At 70.5% G+C, this 15,117-nt stretch carries 13 protein-coding genes and 1 pseudogene; 8 read left to right on the forward strand and 6 right to left on the reverse strand.

Annotated features, from left to right (window positions below; genetic code table 11):
- Positions 1 to 20: 20 nt before the first annotated feature.
- Positions 21 to 1,156, reverse strand: a pseudogene (locus ACFWU9_RS18400) (aminoacyl--tRNA ligase-related protein).
- Between the two features lie 343 nt (positions 1,157 to 1,499).
- Between ACFWU9_RS18400 and ACFWU9_RS18405 the strand changes: the two are divergent.
- The gene (locus ACFWU9_RS18405) at positions 1,500 to 4,805 is read left to right on the forward strand and encodes a LamG-like jellyroll fold domain-containing protein (RefSeq protein WP_384319526.1); all 3,306 of its coding nucleotides are present in this window, start codon (positions 1,500 to 1,502) and stop codon (positions 4,803 to 4,805) included.
- A 102-nt stretch (positions 4,806 to 4,907) separates the two neighbouring features.
- Here ACFWU9_RS18405 and ACFWU9_RS18410 read toward each other — a convergent pair whose 3' ends face one another.
- A complete protein-coding gene (locus ACFWU9_RS18410) occupies positions 4,908 to 6,038 on the reverse strand; it encodes a lectin (RefSeq protein ID WP_384319528.1) in 1,131 nt (376 codons plus the stop codon).
- A 198-nt stretch (positions 6,039 to 6,236) separates the two neighbouring features.
- Entirely contained in the window at positions 6,237 to 7,352 is a 1,116-nt protein-coding gene (locus ACFWU9_RS18415) for a galactosyldiacylglycerol synthase (protein ID WP_384319530.1), read from the reverse strand.
- A gap of 243 nt (positions 7,353 to 7,595) precedes the next feature.
- On the opposite strand from ACFWU9_RS18415, the gene ACFWU9_RS18420 reads away from it, so the two are divergent.
- On the forward strand, positions 7,596 to 8,411 hold the full coding sequence (locus tag ACFWU9_RS18420; protein ID WP_384319532.1) for an SDR family NAD(P)-dependent oxidoreductase: 816 nt from the start codon (positions 7,596 to 7,598) through the stop codon (positions 8,409 to 8,411).
- A gap of 212 nt (positions 8,412 to 8,623) precedes the next feature.
- On the forward strand, positions 8,624 to 9,388 hold the full coding sequence (locus ACFWU9_RS18425) for a polysaccharide deacetylase family protein (RefSeq protein ID WP_384319589.1): 765 nt from the start codon (positions 8,624 to 8,626) through the stop codon (positions 9,386 to 9,388).
- 86 nt (positions 9,389 to 9,474) lie between these two features.
- Here the strand turns inward: ACFWU9_RS18425 and ACFWU9_RS18430 are convergent, their stop codons facing one another.
- Positions 9,475 to 10,068, reverse strand: a complete 594-nt coding sequence (locus ACFWU9_RS18430) for a GNAT family N-acetyltransferase (RefSeq protein ID WP_384319535.1) — start codon at positions 10,066 to 10,068, stop codon at positions 9,475 to 9,477.
- Positions 10,069 to 10,245: 177 nt separating this feature from the next.
- Here ACFWU9_RS18430 and ACFWU9_RS18435 point away from each other — a divergent pair, with 177 nt between their 5' ends.
- From ACFWU9_RS18435 to ACFWU9_RS18445, 3 genes are all read left to right on the forward strand, one after another.
- Complete coding sequence (locus ACFWU9_RS18435) at positions 10,246 to 10,503, forward strand: type B 50S ribosomal protein L31 (RefSeq protein WP_384319537.1); 258 nt, start codon at positions 10,246 to 10,248, stop codon at positions 10,501 to 10,503.
- A gap of 193 nt (positions 10,504 to 10,696) precedes the next feature.
- On the forward strand, positions 10,697 to 11,068 hold the full coding sequence (locus ACFWU9_RS18440) for a VOC family protein (RefSeq protein ID WP_384319539.1): 372 nt from the start codon (positions 10,697 to 10,699) through the stop codon (positions 11,066 to 11,068).
- A 48-nt stretch (positions 11,069 to 11,116) separates the two neighbouring features.
- Positions 11,117 to 11,665, forward strand: a complete 549-nt coding sequence (locus tag ACFWU9_RS18445) for an AAA family ATPase (RefSeq protein ID WP_384319541.1) — start codon at positions 11,117 to 11,119, stop codon at positions 11,663 to 11,665.
- A gap of 47 nt (positions 11,666 to 11,712) precedes the next feature.
- On the opposite strand, the gene ACFWU9_RS18450 is transcribed toward ACFWU9_RS18445, so the two are convergent.
- On the reverse strand, positions 11,713 to 12,393 hold the full coding sequence (locus ACFWU9_RS18450) for an alpha/beta hydrolase (RefSeq protein ID WP_384319591.1): 681 nt from the start codon (positions 12,391 to 12,393) through the stop codon (positions 11,713 to 11,715).
- 276 nt (positions 12,394 to 12,669) lie between these two features.
- Here ACFWU9_RS18450 and ACFWU9_RS18455 point away from each other — a divergent pair, with 276 nt between their 5' ends.
- The gene (locus ACFWU9_RS18455) at positions 12,670 to 13,449 is read left to right on the forward strand and encodes an SDR family NAD(P)-dependent oxidoreductase (protein ID WP_384319543.1); all 780 of its coding nucleotides are present in this window, start codon (positions 12,670 to 12,672) and stop codon (positions 13,447 to 13,449) included.
- Positions 13,450 to 13,493: 44 nt separating this feature from the next.
- On the opposite strand, the gene ACFWU9_RS18460 is transcribed toward ACFWU9_RS18455, so the two are convergent.
- Positions 13,494 to 14,432 carry a DMT family transporter gene (locus tag ACFWU9_RS18460; RefSeq protein ID WP_384319545.1) on the reverse strand — a complete coding sequence of 313 codons (939 nt, stop codon included), beginning with the start codon at positions 14,430 to 14,432 and terminating at the stop codon, positions 13,494 to 13,496.
- A 40-nt stretch (positions 14,433 to 14,472) separates the two neighbouring features.
- Between ACFWU9_RS18460 and ACFWU9_RS18465 the strand changes: the two genes are divergently transcribed.
- On the forward strand, positions 14,473 to 15,015 hold the full coding sequence (locus ACFWU9_RS18465; protein WP_384319547.1) for a MarR family winged helix-turn-helix transcriptional regulator: 543 nt from the start codon (positions 14,473 to 14,475) through the stop codon (positions 15,013 to 15,015).
- The last annotated feature ends 102 nt before the right edge of the window (positions 15,016 to 15,117 follow it).

Genomic DNA, 15,117 nt, shown 5'->3' on the forward strand with positions numbered 1-15,117 from the left:
TCGCTGTCGACCGGGGCCGATCATGCGGACTCGTCCCAGAGCTCGGTGCCGAACGCGCCGACCAGCGCGCCGACCCGGTCCAGCAGCTCGGCGGCCGGCAGGGCGTCCACACGCCGCCCGTCCCGCAGCCGCAGCGCCACCGAGTCCCCGGCCGCCTCACGCGCCCCGATCACCGCTTGGTACGGCACCAGCCTCGCCGCCCTGACACGGGCCCCCAGGGTGCCGTTCTCCGGCCCCGAGACCTCCGCCCGCAGCCCTCGCTCCGCACACCGCTCCACGAGCTCGGCGGCCCGCGGCAGTTCGGAGCCGGAGAGGGGCAGCACCACGACCTGGGTCGGCGCGAGCCAGCCGGGAAAAGCGCCCCCGTGCCGATGTACGACAGATCGAACCGCTCCGGCTGGTGGAAGTCGACCTGGACGGTCGACAGGGTCGACTCGCGCCCCGCCCCGTCCGCGATCTGGACGTCGATCTTCGGTCCGTAGAACGCCGCCTCGCCCTCCACCGCCTCGTACGCGACGCCGGAGCTGTCGAGAACATCGGTCAGCAGCGCCGCCGACCGCTCCCACAGCGCCGGATCGGCGACATACTTCCCGCCGGGCCCCGGCAGCGAGAGCCGGAAGCGCGCGGGCCGGATGCCGAGCGCGTCGTACGCCCGCCGGATCAGCTCCAGTGCCGCCCGCGCCTCGTCCGCCACCTGGTCCGGGGTGCAGAAGACATGCGCGTCGTTGAGCTGGATCGACCGTACGCGGGTGAGTCCGCCCAGCACCCCGGACAGCTCCGAGCGGTACATACCGCCCAACTCCGCCATCCGGAGCGGCAGTTCACGGTAGCTGTGGGAGCGGGAACGGTAGATCAGCGCATGGTGCGGACAGAGGCTCGGCCGCAGGACGAACTGCTCACCGCCCAGCTCCATCGGCGGGAACATGTCGTCGCTGTAGTGCGACCAGTGCCCGGAGATCTCGTACAGCTCCCGCTTCCCCAGCACCGGTGAGTACACATGGCGATACCCCGCGCGGCGTTCCACACCGCGGATGTACTCCTCCAGGACGTGCCGTACGGTCGCGCCGTCCGGCAGCCAGTACGGCAGGCCCGCGCCGATCAGCGGGTCGGTGTCGAACAGGCCCAACTCACGGCCGAGCTTGCGGTGGTCGTTCATGGTGGTCTCCTCGCTGGTGCCGGGCGAGTGACCACGTGACGAAGCCCCGGGGCACTCGCCCCGGGGCTTCGAACTGGGTCAGCAGTCAGCGCGCCGGGACACTCTCCGGCGTCGTCGTCATCGCGGCACGCTTCATGGCGGAGAGGTTAGAGCCGGACCCCAGGCCGGGGCAACGTCATTTCTCCACCGCCGGCCGACGGCGCCCAGCAACACCTTGCGTCCTAGCTCTGGACACCCGCCGAGCGCGCGTGCTGTCATTCCGCTGCGGACTCTTTCCAACGTTGTAATGCCCGGGACGAAACCCCCTTCCGCCCCCGCCCGCGCGAGGACATCGAGGACTTCCATGAGACGAAAGCCCGCCACCCGCCCCCGCCCGCCGCTCCGCTCCCGCCCCCTGCTGCGCTCGCTGCTGCTCGCCGTCGCCCTGCTGCTGCCGACGAGCGGCCTCGCCCCCGCCGCGACGGCCTCCTCCGCCGACAGCACGTCCCCGGTCATGGCGTCGGCCGACGCGCCGGGGGACGAGGTGCACGGGCTCAAGGGCGAGTACTTCAGCATGTCCGCGCCCGGCGCGCGCGACTTCGCGGACCTCGGGGGAGTGGCCCTCGACCCGCAGATCGAATTCCCCGGCCTGGCCACGACGTTCGAGTCCCTGACCGGCCGTACGGAGCACACCACCGCACGCTGGACGGGCCGTGTCGAGGCGCCCACGACCGGCGACTACACCTTCTACGCGACCGGCGACAACGGCTTCAGGGTGTGGATCGGCGACCGGACGGTGATCGACCACTGGGAGCCGGACTGGGACAAGGAGCAGACCAGCGAACCGGTGACGCTCACCGCCGGTGAGCCGCAGGAGATCCGCGTCGAGATGTTCCAGGACACCGGCGGCGCGAACATGTTCCTGCGCTGGTCGGGCGCCGGCGTCGAGAAGCAGATCGTCCCCGAGTCCGCGTTCACCCCGCCCGCCGACTTCGAGATCTACCCGGTCTCGCTGACCGTCGGGAAGGACGGCCGCCGGCTCCGCGCGACCTTCGGGTCCGAGGCCGGCGGCACGATCGCCGCGGTCAAGGATCATCTGAAGATCGAGGTCGACACGACCCCGATGCCGGTCTCCTCCGTCACCCGCACACCCGGTGACGCCAACTCCCTGGACATCACGCTCCAGGCCCCGGTCCAGAAGGACCAGCGGGTCGGCTTCCGTTACGACGGCCGCGGCGGCCTCGAAGTCGGCGGCGGGACGGTGCCGGAGATCATGCGTACGGCGGCCAACGAGTCCACGCACCGGCTGACCACCGAGTGGGGCGACCGGCTCGACCGGGACAACCCGCTGCCCGAGTACCCCCGTCCGCAGCAGGTGCGCGACAACTGGAAGAACCTCAACGGGCCCTGGCAGTTCGCCGGCGCGGAGAAGGGCGAACTGCCCGTCTTCGGCCAGGACCTGGACGAGAGGATCACCGTGCCGTTCCCGGTCGAGTCCCAGCTCTCCGGTCTCGAACGCCACGAGGACCACATGTTCTACCGCAGGCTCGTGGAGGTCCCCAAGAACTGGCAGGTCGGCGACGGCAAGCGGCTGAAGCTCAACTTCGACGCCGTCGACTACGCCACCCGCGTCTGGGTCAACGGGACCCAGGTCACCGAACACACCGGCGGTTACACGGCGTTCGGCGCCGACATCACCGACGCGCTCAAGAACGGCGGCAGGGGCCCGCAGGAGATCGTCGTCGCCGTCACCGACACCAACGGCCCCAACCAGCCGATGGGCAAGCAGTCCACCGACCCCGGCGGCATCGTCTACACCCAGTCGTCCGGCATCTGGCAGACGGTCTGGATGGAGCCGGTCGCGACGGCGGCCGTCGACGAGCTCGTCACCACGCCCGACATCGAGTCCCGCAGCCTGGCGGTCACCGTCAACTCCGCCAAGGCCTCGGCCGACGCCAAGGTCAGGGCGGTCGCACGCGACGCCAGGGGAAGGATCGTCTCGACGGTCAGTGGCCGGCCCGGCACCGAACTGCGCCTCCCGATCAAGAACCAGCGGCTCTGGACGCCGGACGACCCGTACCTCTACGACCTCGACGTGACCCTCACCGACGGCCGTTCCGTCGACACCGTCGACAGCTACTTCGGTATGCGGTCCATCGGCGTCGAGGAGGTCGGCGGCTACCGGAAGCTCGTGCTCAACGGGAAGCCCGTCTTCTCCCTCGCCATGCTGGACCAGGGATTCTGGCCCGACGGCCTCTACACCCAGCCCAGCGACGAGGCGCTCGCCTTCGACCTCGAAGCCCAGAAGAAGCTGGGCTTCAACGCCGTACGCAAGCACATCAAGGTCGAGTCGGCCCGCTTCTACCACCACGCCGACCGACTCGGTCTGCTCGTCTGGCAGGACTTCGTCTCCAGCGACATCACCAACGAGGCCGGGCAGCGGACCTTCCTCGACGAGGGCAGGCAGATGATGCGGCAGCTCCACAACTCGCCGTCCGTCATCGGCTGGATCGTCTTCAACGAGGGCTGGGGCGAGTGGAACCGTGAGGAGACCGGCCGGATCGCCGAATCGGTGAAGCAGGCCGATCCCTCACGCGTGGTCAACGCGCACAGTGGCGTCAACTGCTGCTCGTCCAAGGGGGATTCGGGCAAGGGCGAGATCATCGACCACCACGACTACCTGAACAACGACGCCCCGTTCCCCGACCACCGCGCCGCGATGGACGGGGAACACGGAGGCTTCACACTCCGCACCCCCGGGCACATGTGGCCCGGTCCGCCCGCCGCGATCTACAGCGGGGTGGCGGACAAGGACGCGCTCACCGCGAAGTACGTCGAGAACACCACCGAGTTCTATCTCGAAGCGGCGAACGCGGAGCTGTCCGGCTCGGTCTACACCCAGGTCAGCGATCTGGAGAACGAGCTCAACGGCTTCTACACCTACGACCGCCGGCAGATCAAGGTCGACCCGGCCCGTGTGCGGGCCGTCAATCTGAAGGTCATCAAGGCCGGCGCGGAGGCGGGCGAGCGTGACGAGCTGAGCGGCGGCGGGCACTGGCCGCTGGACGAGGGGAAGGGCGCCACCTCCCGGGACGAGGGCCCGAACGGCAAGCCGCTGAGCCTCCTCGGCGGCCCCGCCTGGACGCCCGGTGTCAGCGGCTCCGCACTCGACTTCGACGGAAAGGGCCAGTACGCGCAGACCGAGGGACCGGTCGTCGACACGACCAAGAGCTACTCCGTGTCGGCGTGGGTCACTCTCGACGCGCTCCCCGGCAACTACGCGACGGCGGTCAGCCAGGACGGCCGGCGCACGGAGAATCCGTTCTATCTCCAGTACGGCCAGGGCGCGTTCGCCTTCAGCACCCCGGGCGGCAACCGCGCGCGTCTGGTGACGGAGCCGGAGACGGGCCGCTGGTACCACCTCGTCGGGGTCCGTGACTCGGCGTCCGACTCCATCACGCTGTACGTCGACGGTGTGCCGGCCACGACCGTCGCGGCCGGTCCTGCCGAGGTGAGTACCGGGCCACTGTCGGTGGGCCGCGCCAAGTACGACGGAGCCAGGGGCGACTTCTGGAACGGTTCGATCGACCAGGTGCGCGTCTACGACAGGTCTCTGACGGGCAGTCAGGTCAAGGAGCTGCACGAGGAGGAACTCCCGCGCCGACGGTGACCGACAGCCGTACGGCCGCCGGTGGGCCGGTCGGCCGGACGGGATGTGGCCCCGGGGAGGGATCCCCGGGGCCACACGGTGTCACGGTCCCGCCGAGGTGAATCAGCAGTACAGGTTGCCGCCCGGCGAGACACCCAGGATCTGGGTGAAGCGCTGGTAGTTGTCGATCCGGCTCTGGACCTGCGCGGGGTTGCGTCCGTCGCACTCCAGCGAGCCGTTGATGGAACGGATCGTCTGACCGAAGCCGGCCTGGTTGACCATCGCGTTGTGCGGGGTCATCGAACCGGGACCGTTCTGGGTGTTCCAGTACCAGAGACCGGTCTTCCAGGCGACGGCCGAGTCGTTCTGGACCCGCCACGGGTCGGCGAGCAGGTTGATGCCGAGCGCGTCACCGGCCGCCTTGTAGTTGAAGTTCCAGCTGAGCTGGATCGGACCGCGGCCGTAGTACGCGGCCTGGCCCGCCGGGCAGCCGTACGACTGCGACGTGTCGCAGTAGTGCGGGTAGTTGGCCGTGTTCTGCTCCACGACATGCACCAGACCGCCGGTCTCGTGGCTCACGTTCGCGAGGAACGCCGCGGCCTCCTGCTTCTTGACGGTGTCGCTGCCCGTGTTGGCGAAGCCGGGGTAGGCGCTCAGCGCGGCGGTGAGACCGCCGTAGCTGTAGAAGCCGTTGCGGCCCGGGAACATCTGGTTGAACTGCGACTCACTGACGACGAAGCCACCCGTCGGAGGGTTGCCGCCACCGCCACTGGGCGCGTTCCACTTCTGGTTCGACTGGCCCGTACAGGTCCAGATCTGGAGCCGGGTGCCGTTCGCGGTGCTGCGGTTCTGGATGTCCAGGCACTTGTCCGCCTGGGGGTTGACGATGTCGTTGGCGCCCGAGATTGCCCAGCGCTGGTTCGCGCCGCCGGTGCAGTCCCACAGGTGGACGAGGGCGCCGTCGGCGGTGCTGTTGCCGGAGACGTCCAGGCACTTGCCGAGAGCGCGCAGGGTGCCGTCACCCGGGTTCGACCACCGCTGGGCGTTGCTGCCGTTGCAGTCGTAGATCTGTACGGGCGTGCCGTTGGCGCTGTTCGCACCGGCGACGTCGACGCATTTGCCGGCCAGGCCGGTGATCTGGCCGTCGGCCGCCTGGGCGGCCGGGGCGGTGAAGAGAGTGGCGATGAGGGCCGCGACCGCGACGAGGATCGCGGAGCGCAGGAGGGAGAGGCCTCTGCCGGATTTGCTCAACATCTCTGAATGTTTTTCCCTTCGCGCCAACGGCGCACGGAGCCCTGCCGGCGATGCGACAGCGCCAAGGAGGAGATGTGCGGGAGGTGTGTCGATTGGATTGAATGGGAAGGTCTAGACCTTGTCAAGTGCATGGCGAAGCTGGCCTGTTGATCCCACGGCGACGCGTACGGCCGCCGGCCCGCGCGGAATCCGTCCGACTCACGCCCCCGCCAGATCCTCCAGATATGGCAGCGCGTCAGCGGCGAACAGATGCCGGGCCGCGGCGGCCCGCCCCTCACGTACCGGACCCGGCACCGACACCTCGTCCAGGGCCCGGAGCAGGGACGCCGGACCGGTCGCACGGGCCGTCAGGCCCTCGTCGGCCATCCGCCGGACCCCGTCCTTGCCATGGCCCGGGATGGGCCGGTAGCCGATCACCGGAAGGCCCGCCGCCAGCGCCTCCAGAGCGGTCTGGCCCGCGGCGTTGTCGATGAGCGCGTGGGACGAGGCCAGCAGCCCCGGCATGTCCGTCACCCACCCCAGGGCGGCGACACCGGTCGTCCTGGCCACCCGCGAGCGCAGCCGCGTGTTCCTGCCGCAGAGGACGACCGGCAGAAAACCCGCGTCGGCGACGAGCCCTGCGGTCTCCAGCACATGGGTCCCGGCCCCCCAGGCACCTGTGGAGATCAGCACGGGGCCCCGCCTCGTACCCCCGAGGACGCGTGTCCGGTCCGGGGCCACGGACGGTGAGTGGAAGCGCTCGGCCACCAGGGGGCCCGAGACCGCGGCGGAGCGGCCCAGGGCGAGCCGGACCTCGTCGGCGATACCGGAGGTGAGGCAGAGATCGAGGTCGTTGCCCGGATGCAGCCACTGCCGGTGGACCGCGAAGTCCGTGATCACCACGGCGCTGGGCGCGCTCAGAGCCCCCCGGGCGCGAAGCCTGCCCGTGAGCTGGGCCGCGAGATGGAACACCGGAACGACCACATCCGGCTCCCACTCCTCGACCAGACGCAGGAACCGCTTCTCGGCCAGCGCGACCATCGGTCCGTTACCCGGGCGCGGACCTCTGCCGGGCCGCAGGAACACCGCGTACACAGCCGCGTACACGGCGGGCACATGGCAGACGGCCCCCCGGTAGAACTCCCGCACTCCGCGACCGACGCCCGGAGGCAGCAGTTCCAGGACGTCCACATCGGCCGTGGTGTGCCCCGCGCCCTCCAGCCTCCTGATCAGCTCCGCCGCCACCGCCGCGTGGCCCGACCCCATGCTCGCGCTCACGATCAGGAAACGCCTGCCCGCGGATGTCTTTCCGTCGTTCCCGGCCGAGGGATCCATGTCGGCTCCGCATCGAGTTCACTCTTGCCCATCCCGATGTACCGGGCTCCGCCCGATCTCAAACGGAACACTCCTCCGGCCCGTGCGAGCGGCGGCCCTTGGTGTGAAAGTCGGGCACGAAGGGTTGCGCGGCCGGCCGAACGGTCATATCCCGACGACTCCATTTCGCAGGTCAAGCGTCTTTCCGTCCGCGCCGTCCGCACCTCGCCGACGGCCGGCCACAGCGTCGACACAGGGGCAGCCATGGCACCCGGCCTTTCCGGCCCCGATCAGGCCGCCACCGCCCCCGACCCGTCCGGACCGGCTCGGCCGCCCCCGCGTACCGCCCTGGTCACGGGCGCCACGTCCGGCATCGGCGCGGCGGTGGCCAGGCGGATCGGAGCCGAGCCCGGCTGGCGGCTCGTGGTCAGCGGCCGGGACCCAGCGCGTCTGGACGAGATCGCCGAGCTGACCTCAGCCGTCGCCCTGCGCGCGGACCTCGCCACGTCCGCCGGAATCGAGCGCCTGGTGAGCGACGCCCTCGACGCCGTCGGACACATCGACCTCGTCGTGTCGGCCGCCGGACTCGGCTGGGCCGGCCCGCTCCCGTTGATGCCGTCGGCCGCCGTCGACGAGGTGCTCACGGTCAACCTGACAGCCACGGCCCATCTCCTGCGGCTCGTCCTCCCGGGCATGCTCGAAGCCCGACGGGGTCAGATCGTGCTGGTGGGTTCGACGGCGGGCACCTACGGGGTGCGCGACGAAGTCGTCTACTCGGCCGCGAAGGCAGGCGTCGAGGCCCTCGCGGACTCGCTCCGCTACGAGCTGCGCGACACCGGTGTCCGGGTCCTGCATGTCGTACCGGCGGCCGTGGACACACCGTTCTTCGAACGGCGCGGGACCCCCTACACCAGGGCCGTGCCCCGGCCGCAGGCGCCGGAGAGGGTCGCCGACGCGCTGTGGGACGCCGTGATCCACGGCCGGGAAGAGATCTTCGTACCGCGCTGGCTCGGGCTGCCCCGTCGGCTGCGGGGCATGGCGCCGGGGATCTTCCGGCGCCTCGCCTCCCGCTTCGGCTGACCCCTTCATACCCGTGAGTCGCCCCCGGTGGCGGGGGTGGGGATACTTGAGATGCGGAGAGGAAGCGGCTCGTGGGGGCCGCGGACGTGGTCGTGGTGACCACGCTGTCTGTCGGAGGACGAGGCGGGATGGACGTTCGTTCCGGGACTGTGGGGGAACGTCGAGCGGTGCCGCGCGGCCCGTTCCCCGGCCCGGCCGACCCGGGCAACCGGCTGCTGACGACCGCCCCGGCGCTGGCGCTCGCCGCCCACATAGTCCCGGCCGGTACGTGGCTCCCGGGACCGCGAAGGGCGTTCTTCCCGGGCCTCGCCGGCATCGGCCGCGTCGACCATGTGGCGCTCACCTTCGACGACGGTCCCGATCCGCGATCCACCCCGCTCTTCCTCGACCGGCTCGACGAACTCCACGCCCACGCGACGTTCTTCGTGATCGGCTCCGCGCTGCTGCGATATCCGCGGCTCGGCCGCGAGATCACACGCAGGGGTCACGAGGTGGCGGTCCACGGCTGGACGCACAACCGCCCCTGGCTGCCCAACCCGGTGCGGGACGTCCATGAACTCACCCGCGCGGCGCGGGTGGTCCGCGCCGCCTGCGGAGCACCACCGCTCTGGTACAGACCGCCGTACGGAATCCTGACCGGCGGTCGGCTGCTCGCCGCCCGGCGGGCGGGCCTGCGCCCGATCCTCTGGTCGGCCTGGGGCAAGGACTGGACCGCCGATGCCACCGCCGCGTCGGTACTGACGAACGTGCGGCGCGATCTGCGGCGCGGCGGCACGGTCCTTCTCCACGACTCCGACCGGACCTCGGCACCCGGCTGCTGGCACGCGGCGCTGGAGGCACTGCCCGATCTTGTGGACGGCTGCCGGTCGGAGGGGATGGACGTGGGACCGCTGGCGGAACACTGGAGCCTGACGGACGACACAGACGCCACGGACGATCACGCCGAATCGGCGCCGGAGCAACTACCGCTCCCGTAGGGCGTGTTGGCACGATCCGCGTGCTCGGCCGCGTTCGGTTGCTCACCGTGTACGGCACGGAGGCCGCCCGGGCTCTTCCGCCGTACTCAGCGCATGATCGCCGTGGGGCCGCTCGCGTCGAGATCGCCTTTGCGCAGACGGTAGACCTGCAATGACAGGTTGTAGTACTTCTCCGTCTCGCCGACCCACTCCATCCCCACCCGACGGGCTGTCGCCGCGCCGCGCGTGTTCCGGGGCCGTACCACCGCGAACAGTTCCTCCACGCCGGCCTCCGACTCGAAGGCCTGGTGCGCCACGGCATGCCCCGCCTCCGCGGCCAGGCCCTGACCCCAGAGATCCGGGGCCAGCTGCCAGCCGATCTCCAGATCGCTGCCGAACGGGGGGAGCGGCAGCAGAGCCACCCCTCCGATCAACTCGCCGGTCTCGCGCAGCGAGATGGCCCATCGGCCCTGAGGAGGTTCGAGGGTGCTCGACTCGGCCATCCACCGTTCGATGAGGCGTTCCATGGCCGCCAGATCCGACACCGGCTCCAGGGCCGGCGCGAGCCATCGGGACACCTTGTCGACGCCATAGACAGGCAGGGCCGCCTCCGCGTCGCCCGCCGCCCATGGTCGGAGGGCGAGCCGCGGAGTGATGATCCGGGAACCTTCGACAGTGACCCGATGTATTCGGTCAGCCATATAAAGAGAATATCACCGGACGACCTGGTCAGCCGGGGGTGGGAGCGGCTCAACTTGCACTTCCCGGGCCATGGATCGGCCACGTGAAATCAGTGGAATACCCGGCCGCCCCACGCCGTTCTACCAAATACCTGGGGGAGAAGAGGCCTCAGGTGGTCGGCGATAGGAGGATCTCGTATGAAGTCTCGTATACACCCCGTGTCCCGTCCGGTGGTATTCCGGGACCGTGCCGCCGACTTCGCGTTCCTGACGCGGTCGACCGCCGAGTCCGAGAAGACCATTGAGTGGGAGGACGGGAAGAGGTACCCCGTCATCGACGTCGAGACATCTTCGGCGAGCCACCCCTTCTACACCGGCAACTCGCAGGTTCTTGACACCGCGGGCCGTGTGGAGCGATTCGAGCGCCGTTACGGCGACGCCTCGAAACGCGGATGAGCGGCGCCGGGAAGCGTCGGCGCGACAACGGAGACCTTGAACCCCGGTAGCGTGATCGGAAGATCGCGTCACCGGGGTTCTCCCGTTCCATCGCCTTCGCGCGTGGGGCTCCGTTCCAGCGCCCGCATCGGCGAATCGAATTGATCACCGCCGAGGATTGATCAGCGCCGAAGTGCTCTGGGACCATCGTCGAATGATCACTGTCGGGACGATCGTGATGGGCGCCGCCGACGTCCGCCGCGCCGCCGAATTCTGGACCCGGGCACTGGACTACGTTCCGCGCGACGGCGTGGTCGAGGACGACTGGGTCGTCCTCGTACCCGCGCACGGCCCGGGGCCGGGCCTGTCACTCGGACTCAGCGTGACACCCGTGCAGGAACACCCCCGGGTCCACCTCGACCTCTACGCGCGGGACGCCGCCGAGCAGACCGCGGAGGTGGAGCGTCTGGTCTCGCTGGGCGCCGAACGGGTCGACTGGGACAGCTACCCCGACGACGCCGACTTCATCGTCCTCGCCGACACGGAGGGCAACCGCTTCTGTGTCATCGACACCGCTCACGACTGAGCCCTCGCCGCGCCTCGTCCGAGCCCTGCCCCCGACAGACAGGTCCCCGTGAGCACCGAACTCCGTTCCGCCGTCGTCCTGATCACCGGTGTGATGGCCGCCGGCAAGTCCACCGTCGCCGGCCTCCTTGCCGAACGGCTGCCGCGTGCCGCCCATGTCCGAGGCGACACCTTCCGCCGCATGATCGTCTCCGGCCGTGAGGAGATGCTTCCGGAGGCGACGGAAGAGGCCACGGCCCAACTCGACCTGCGTCAGCGGCTTTCCGCGATGGTGGCCGACGAGTACGCGCGCGACGGATGGACGGCGATCGTCCAGGACATCGTCATCGGCCCGGACCTGAGCCGGTTCGTCACGAGGGTCCGTACGCGTCCGCTGTACGTCGTCGTGCTCGCGCCCTCCCCCGATGCCGTACGGAGCAGGGAGGAGGCGCGTCCGAAGACCGGATACGGCCTCTGGACGGTGGAGGCACTCGACCACGGGCTGCGCGCGGAGACCGAACGCATCGGCCTCTGGCTCGACACCACCGGGCAGACACCGCAGGAGACGGTCTCCGCGATCCTCGCCGACCTCCCGGCCGCGCTCGTCACGAGAGGCTGACGCGAGGACCGGCCGGCCGGGGCCCCGGGAATGACGAGCATCTTCCTCTACCGCTTGTCGTCCCAGTCGCTCGACGCGGAGTCCCGCCCCTTCTCGAACGCCCGCCGCACCGGACCCGGCAGGGGACCGAGGCCGAGAAGACCCGAGACCAGCTCGGTGGTCAGGGCGTGCCACTCGTCCGCCCGTCGCAGCAGGGCGTGGTCGCCACCGGACATCAGGACCGTGCACGTGTCGGCGCCCGCGGCGCGTGCGCGGCGCGCGAGGTCGCGGCTGCCCGCCGGGTCGGTCGTACGGTCCCGGTCGCCGTGCACGAGAACGACCTGCCGGTCCGCCAGTTGCTTCACCGGCTCGCCGGTAGGGCACCAAGGGGCCAGCCCCACCACGCCGCGCACCAGCGGGTGCCCGGCCACGGCGAGCGCGGCCCGCCCGCCCATCGAATGACCGACCAGCACCACCCGGGGAGAACCGGCGAGCCGCTCCAGCTCGTCGAGCGCCCGGCGCGCGTCCACCGCGGGGTCCGCACGTGTGCCGTTCCATCCCCGGTGCCTGTAGCGCACCCGGCCCACGAGGACGTCGTGCCCCTCGGTGGCGCGCAGCACCGCCCGGGTGAACGGGCGCATCCGCACAGCGGTCAGATTCAGACGGGGTGGCGGCTCCATGCCCTGCGCACGTCCGCCGTGCAGCAGGAGCACGGCGCCGCGCGGCCTCGGGACCGCGCGGTCGACCAGGAGCGCGGGCGGGAGCGGGGCGGGGGGATGGCTGTCGGGCACGTGGTGCCTGGCCTCTCTGCTGTCCTCGGGGGTGGGCGGGGCTCCGCCCACCCCAGAAGTATTCGGGTCCCTGGCCGCCGCCGGGACCGGGACGGTCATCGGCGTCGGTACCGGCGTACCGCACCCTCCTCGTCAGTACCGGCGTACCGCACCCTCCGACCCGGCCGTCGGCTGCCCGGCCGGGCACGCCCCCCACCAGGCCGGGAGCACGGCCCGACGTCTAATCTGCGGGGCATGGACTCGCAGCCGTACCTCTCCGAACTGTTCTCCCTGGAGGGCCGCGTCGCCGTGGTCACGGGGGGAAGTTCCGGCATCGGCAGGGGCATAGCCGAGGCCCTCGCCCGCGCCGGGGCGAGCGTGGTGGTCGTGGCCCGCCGGGAGGCCGAACTGGCCGCCACCGTCAAGGAGTTGACGGACCGTGGTTGCCGCGCGGCCTGGGTGGCCGGTGCCCTCGGTTCACGTGGGGGCGTACGGACGGCGGCCGACGAGGCGGCGGAGATCTTCGGAGAACCCGACACCCTCGTCAACTGCGCCGGGATCAACCTCCGGCCGCCGATGGGAGAGACCGGCGACGACGTGTGGGACGCGACGATGGCCGTGAATCTGGAGGCGCCCTATCTGCTGGGACAGCGGTTCGGGCCCGGCATGGCCGAGCGCGGTTTCGGCCGGATCATCCATGTCACCTCCCAGCAGGCGCACCGGGCCTTCGTCCAGAGCGGTGTCTACGGGGTGTCCAAGGGCGCGTTGGAGTCGCTGACCCGCTCGCAGGCCGAGGCGTGGTCGCCGTACGGGGTCACCTGCAACACGCTCGTGCCGGGCTTCGTGATGACACCGCTCAACGCACGGCTGTCGTCCGACCCCGAGCGGGTGGCCGCGCTCGCCGCGCGCACGATGACGGGGCGCAACGGGGTGGCGGAGGACTTCGCGGGCGCGGCCGTGTTCCTGGCGAGCCGGGCTTCCGCGTATGTCACCGGGCAGTCGGTCTTCGTGGACGGCGGGTTCCACGTCCACTGAGTGCCCGGGGTCCTCGCGTCACGCGCCCTCAACTTCCCCCGGGCTCAGGCCTGTTGACGCGGCCGATGTTGTTCCGGTGACTCCGCTCCGCCCGCCCGATCCGCCGAGCGGCGGGCACGCCGGGCCCGTACGGCGCGTGTGACGCCCGGCTGTCCCAGCACGATGCCGAGGAACACCAGCACCAGCCCCGCGCACTGGCGTGCGGTGAGAGTGTCTCCGGCGACGAGCGTGCCGAGCAGCACGCCGGTGACCGGGTTGAGAAGGCCGATCAGCCCCACCGTGCCCGCGCTCAGATGCCGCAGCCCGTTGAACCACGCGGTGAAGGCCAGGGCGGTCGTCACGCCGGACAGATAGATGAAACCGAGCGCCGACCCGCCGTTCAGGGCCGGCGGGGCCCCTTCCACGGCGACCGCGACCGGTAGGAGGACCGCTCCTCCGGCGATGAGTTGCCAGGAGGTGAGCGCGAGTACGTCGACGTCCGGGCACCACTTCTTGGTGAGTATGAAGCCGACCGACGACATCGTCATGGCCGCGACGGACGCGAGTACGCCGAGGGGATCGATCCCGGTCGCGTTCGTGAGGAGCATGACGCAGACGCCCGCGATCCCGATGCCGGCGCCGATCACCGGCAGTATGTGCGGGCGCTCCGCGAGCAGCGGCCAGGCGAGCAGCATCATCACCACCGGCGCCGTGGCCATGACCGTCGAGGCGATGCTGGTCGGCAGGAGCTGGGCGGCCATATAGACGAGGGCGAAGAACGCGCCCATGTTCAGGGTGCCCAGCACCAGCGCCTTCCACCACAGCGCCCCTCGCGGCAGTCGCCGGCCGAGCGCCAGCAGCAGGATCCCGGCGGGCAGGGCCCGGAACACCGCCCCGTACAGCGGGTGGTCGGCCGGCAGATAGCGCTGCGTGACGTAGTACGTCGTGCCCCACGCGACGGGCGCGAGGGCGGTGACGAGCGACCAGCGGGCGGTGGATTCCATGGTGACGATAATATCTTCCGAGGAAGGTATCGTTTCCTGTATGGCCGAATCCCTTGACCTTCTCGACCGCGTCGGCGCTGTCGACGCGGATGACCGTGTGGCCCGTATCCAGCGCGAATGGGCCCGAGAGCGCCCCGATGTCGACGTACGCCCGCAGGGCGTGATCGGACGGCTGCACCGTCTCGGCGCCCGTCTCACCGAGGAGTTGTGCGTCGTGTACCGGAAGTACGGGCTGGGGGAGGGCGACTTCGACGTCCTCGCGTCCCTGCGGCGGGCGGGCGCGCCGTACGAACGCGCCCCCGGCGAACTGGCCGAGCACACCATGGTCACCACGGGCGCGATGACCAAACGCGTCGACCGGCTCGAACAGGCGGGGCTCGTCTCCCGGCGGGTCAGCGAGAGCGACGGGCGCGGGAGGGTCGTCGCGCTGACCCCACCGGGCCGCGCGCTCATCGACCGTGCCTTCTCGGAACACATGGCCAACGAGCGCCGCCTGCTCGACGCGCTGACCGACGAGGAGGCCGATCAGCTCGAATTCATCCTGACCAAGTGGCTGGCGGCGACCGAGGGGGCGAGCGACTGACCTGGACGAAGACCCTTCAGGGGCTCACGAGGAGGTATCCGCGAAGACTTCTTCGCGAATAACTGTTCGCGAAGAAGTCTTCGCAAAGAGTTGTTGGTGGTC

This window comes from Streptomyces sp. NPDC058653, assembly GCF_042716895.1.
Taxonomy (GTDB): domain Bacteria; phylum Actinomycetota; class Actinomycetes; order Streptomycetales; family Streptomycetaceae; genus Streptomyces.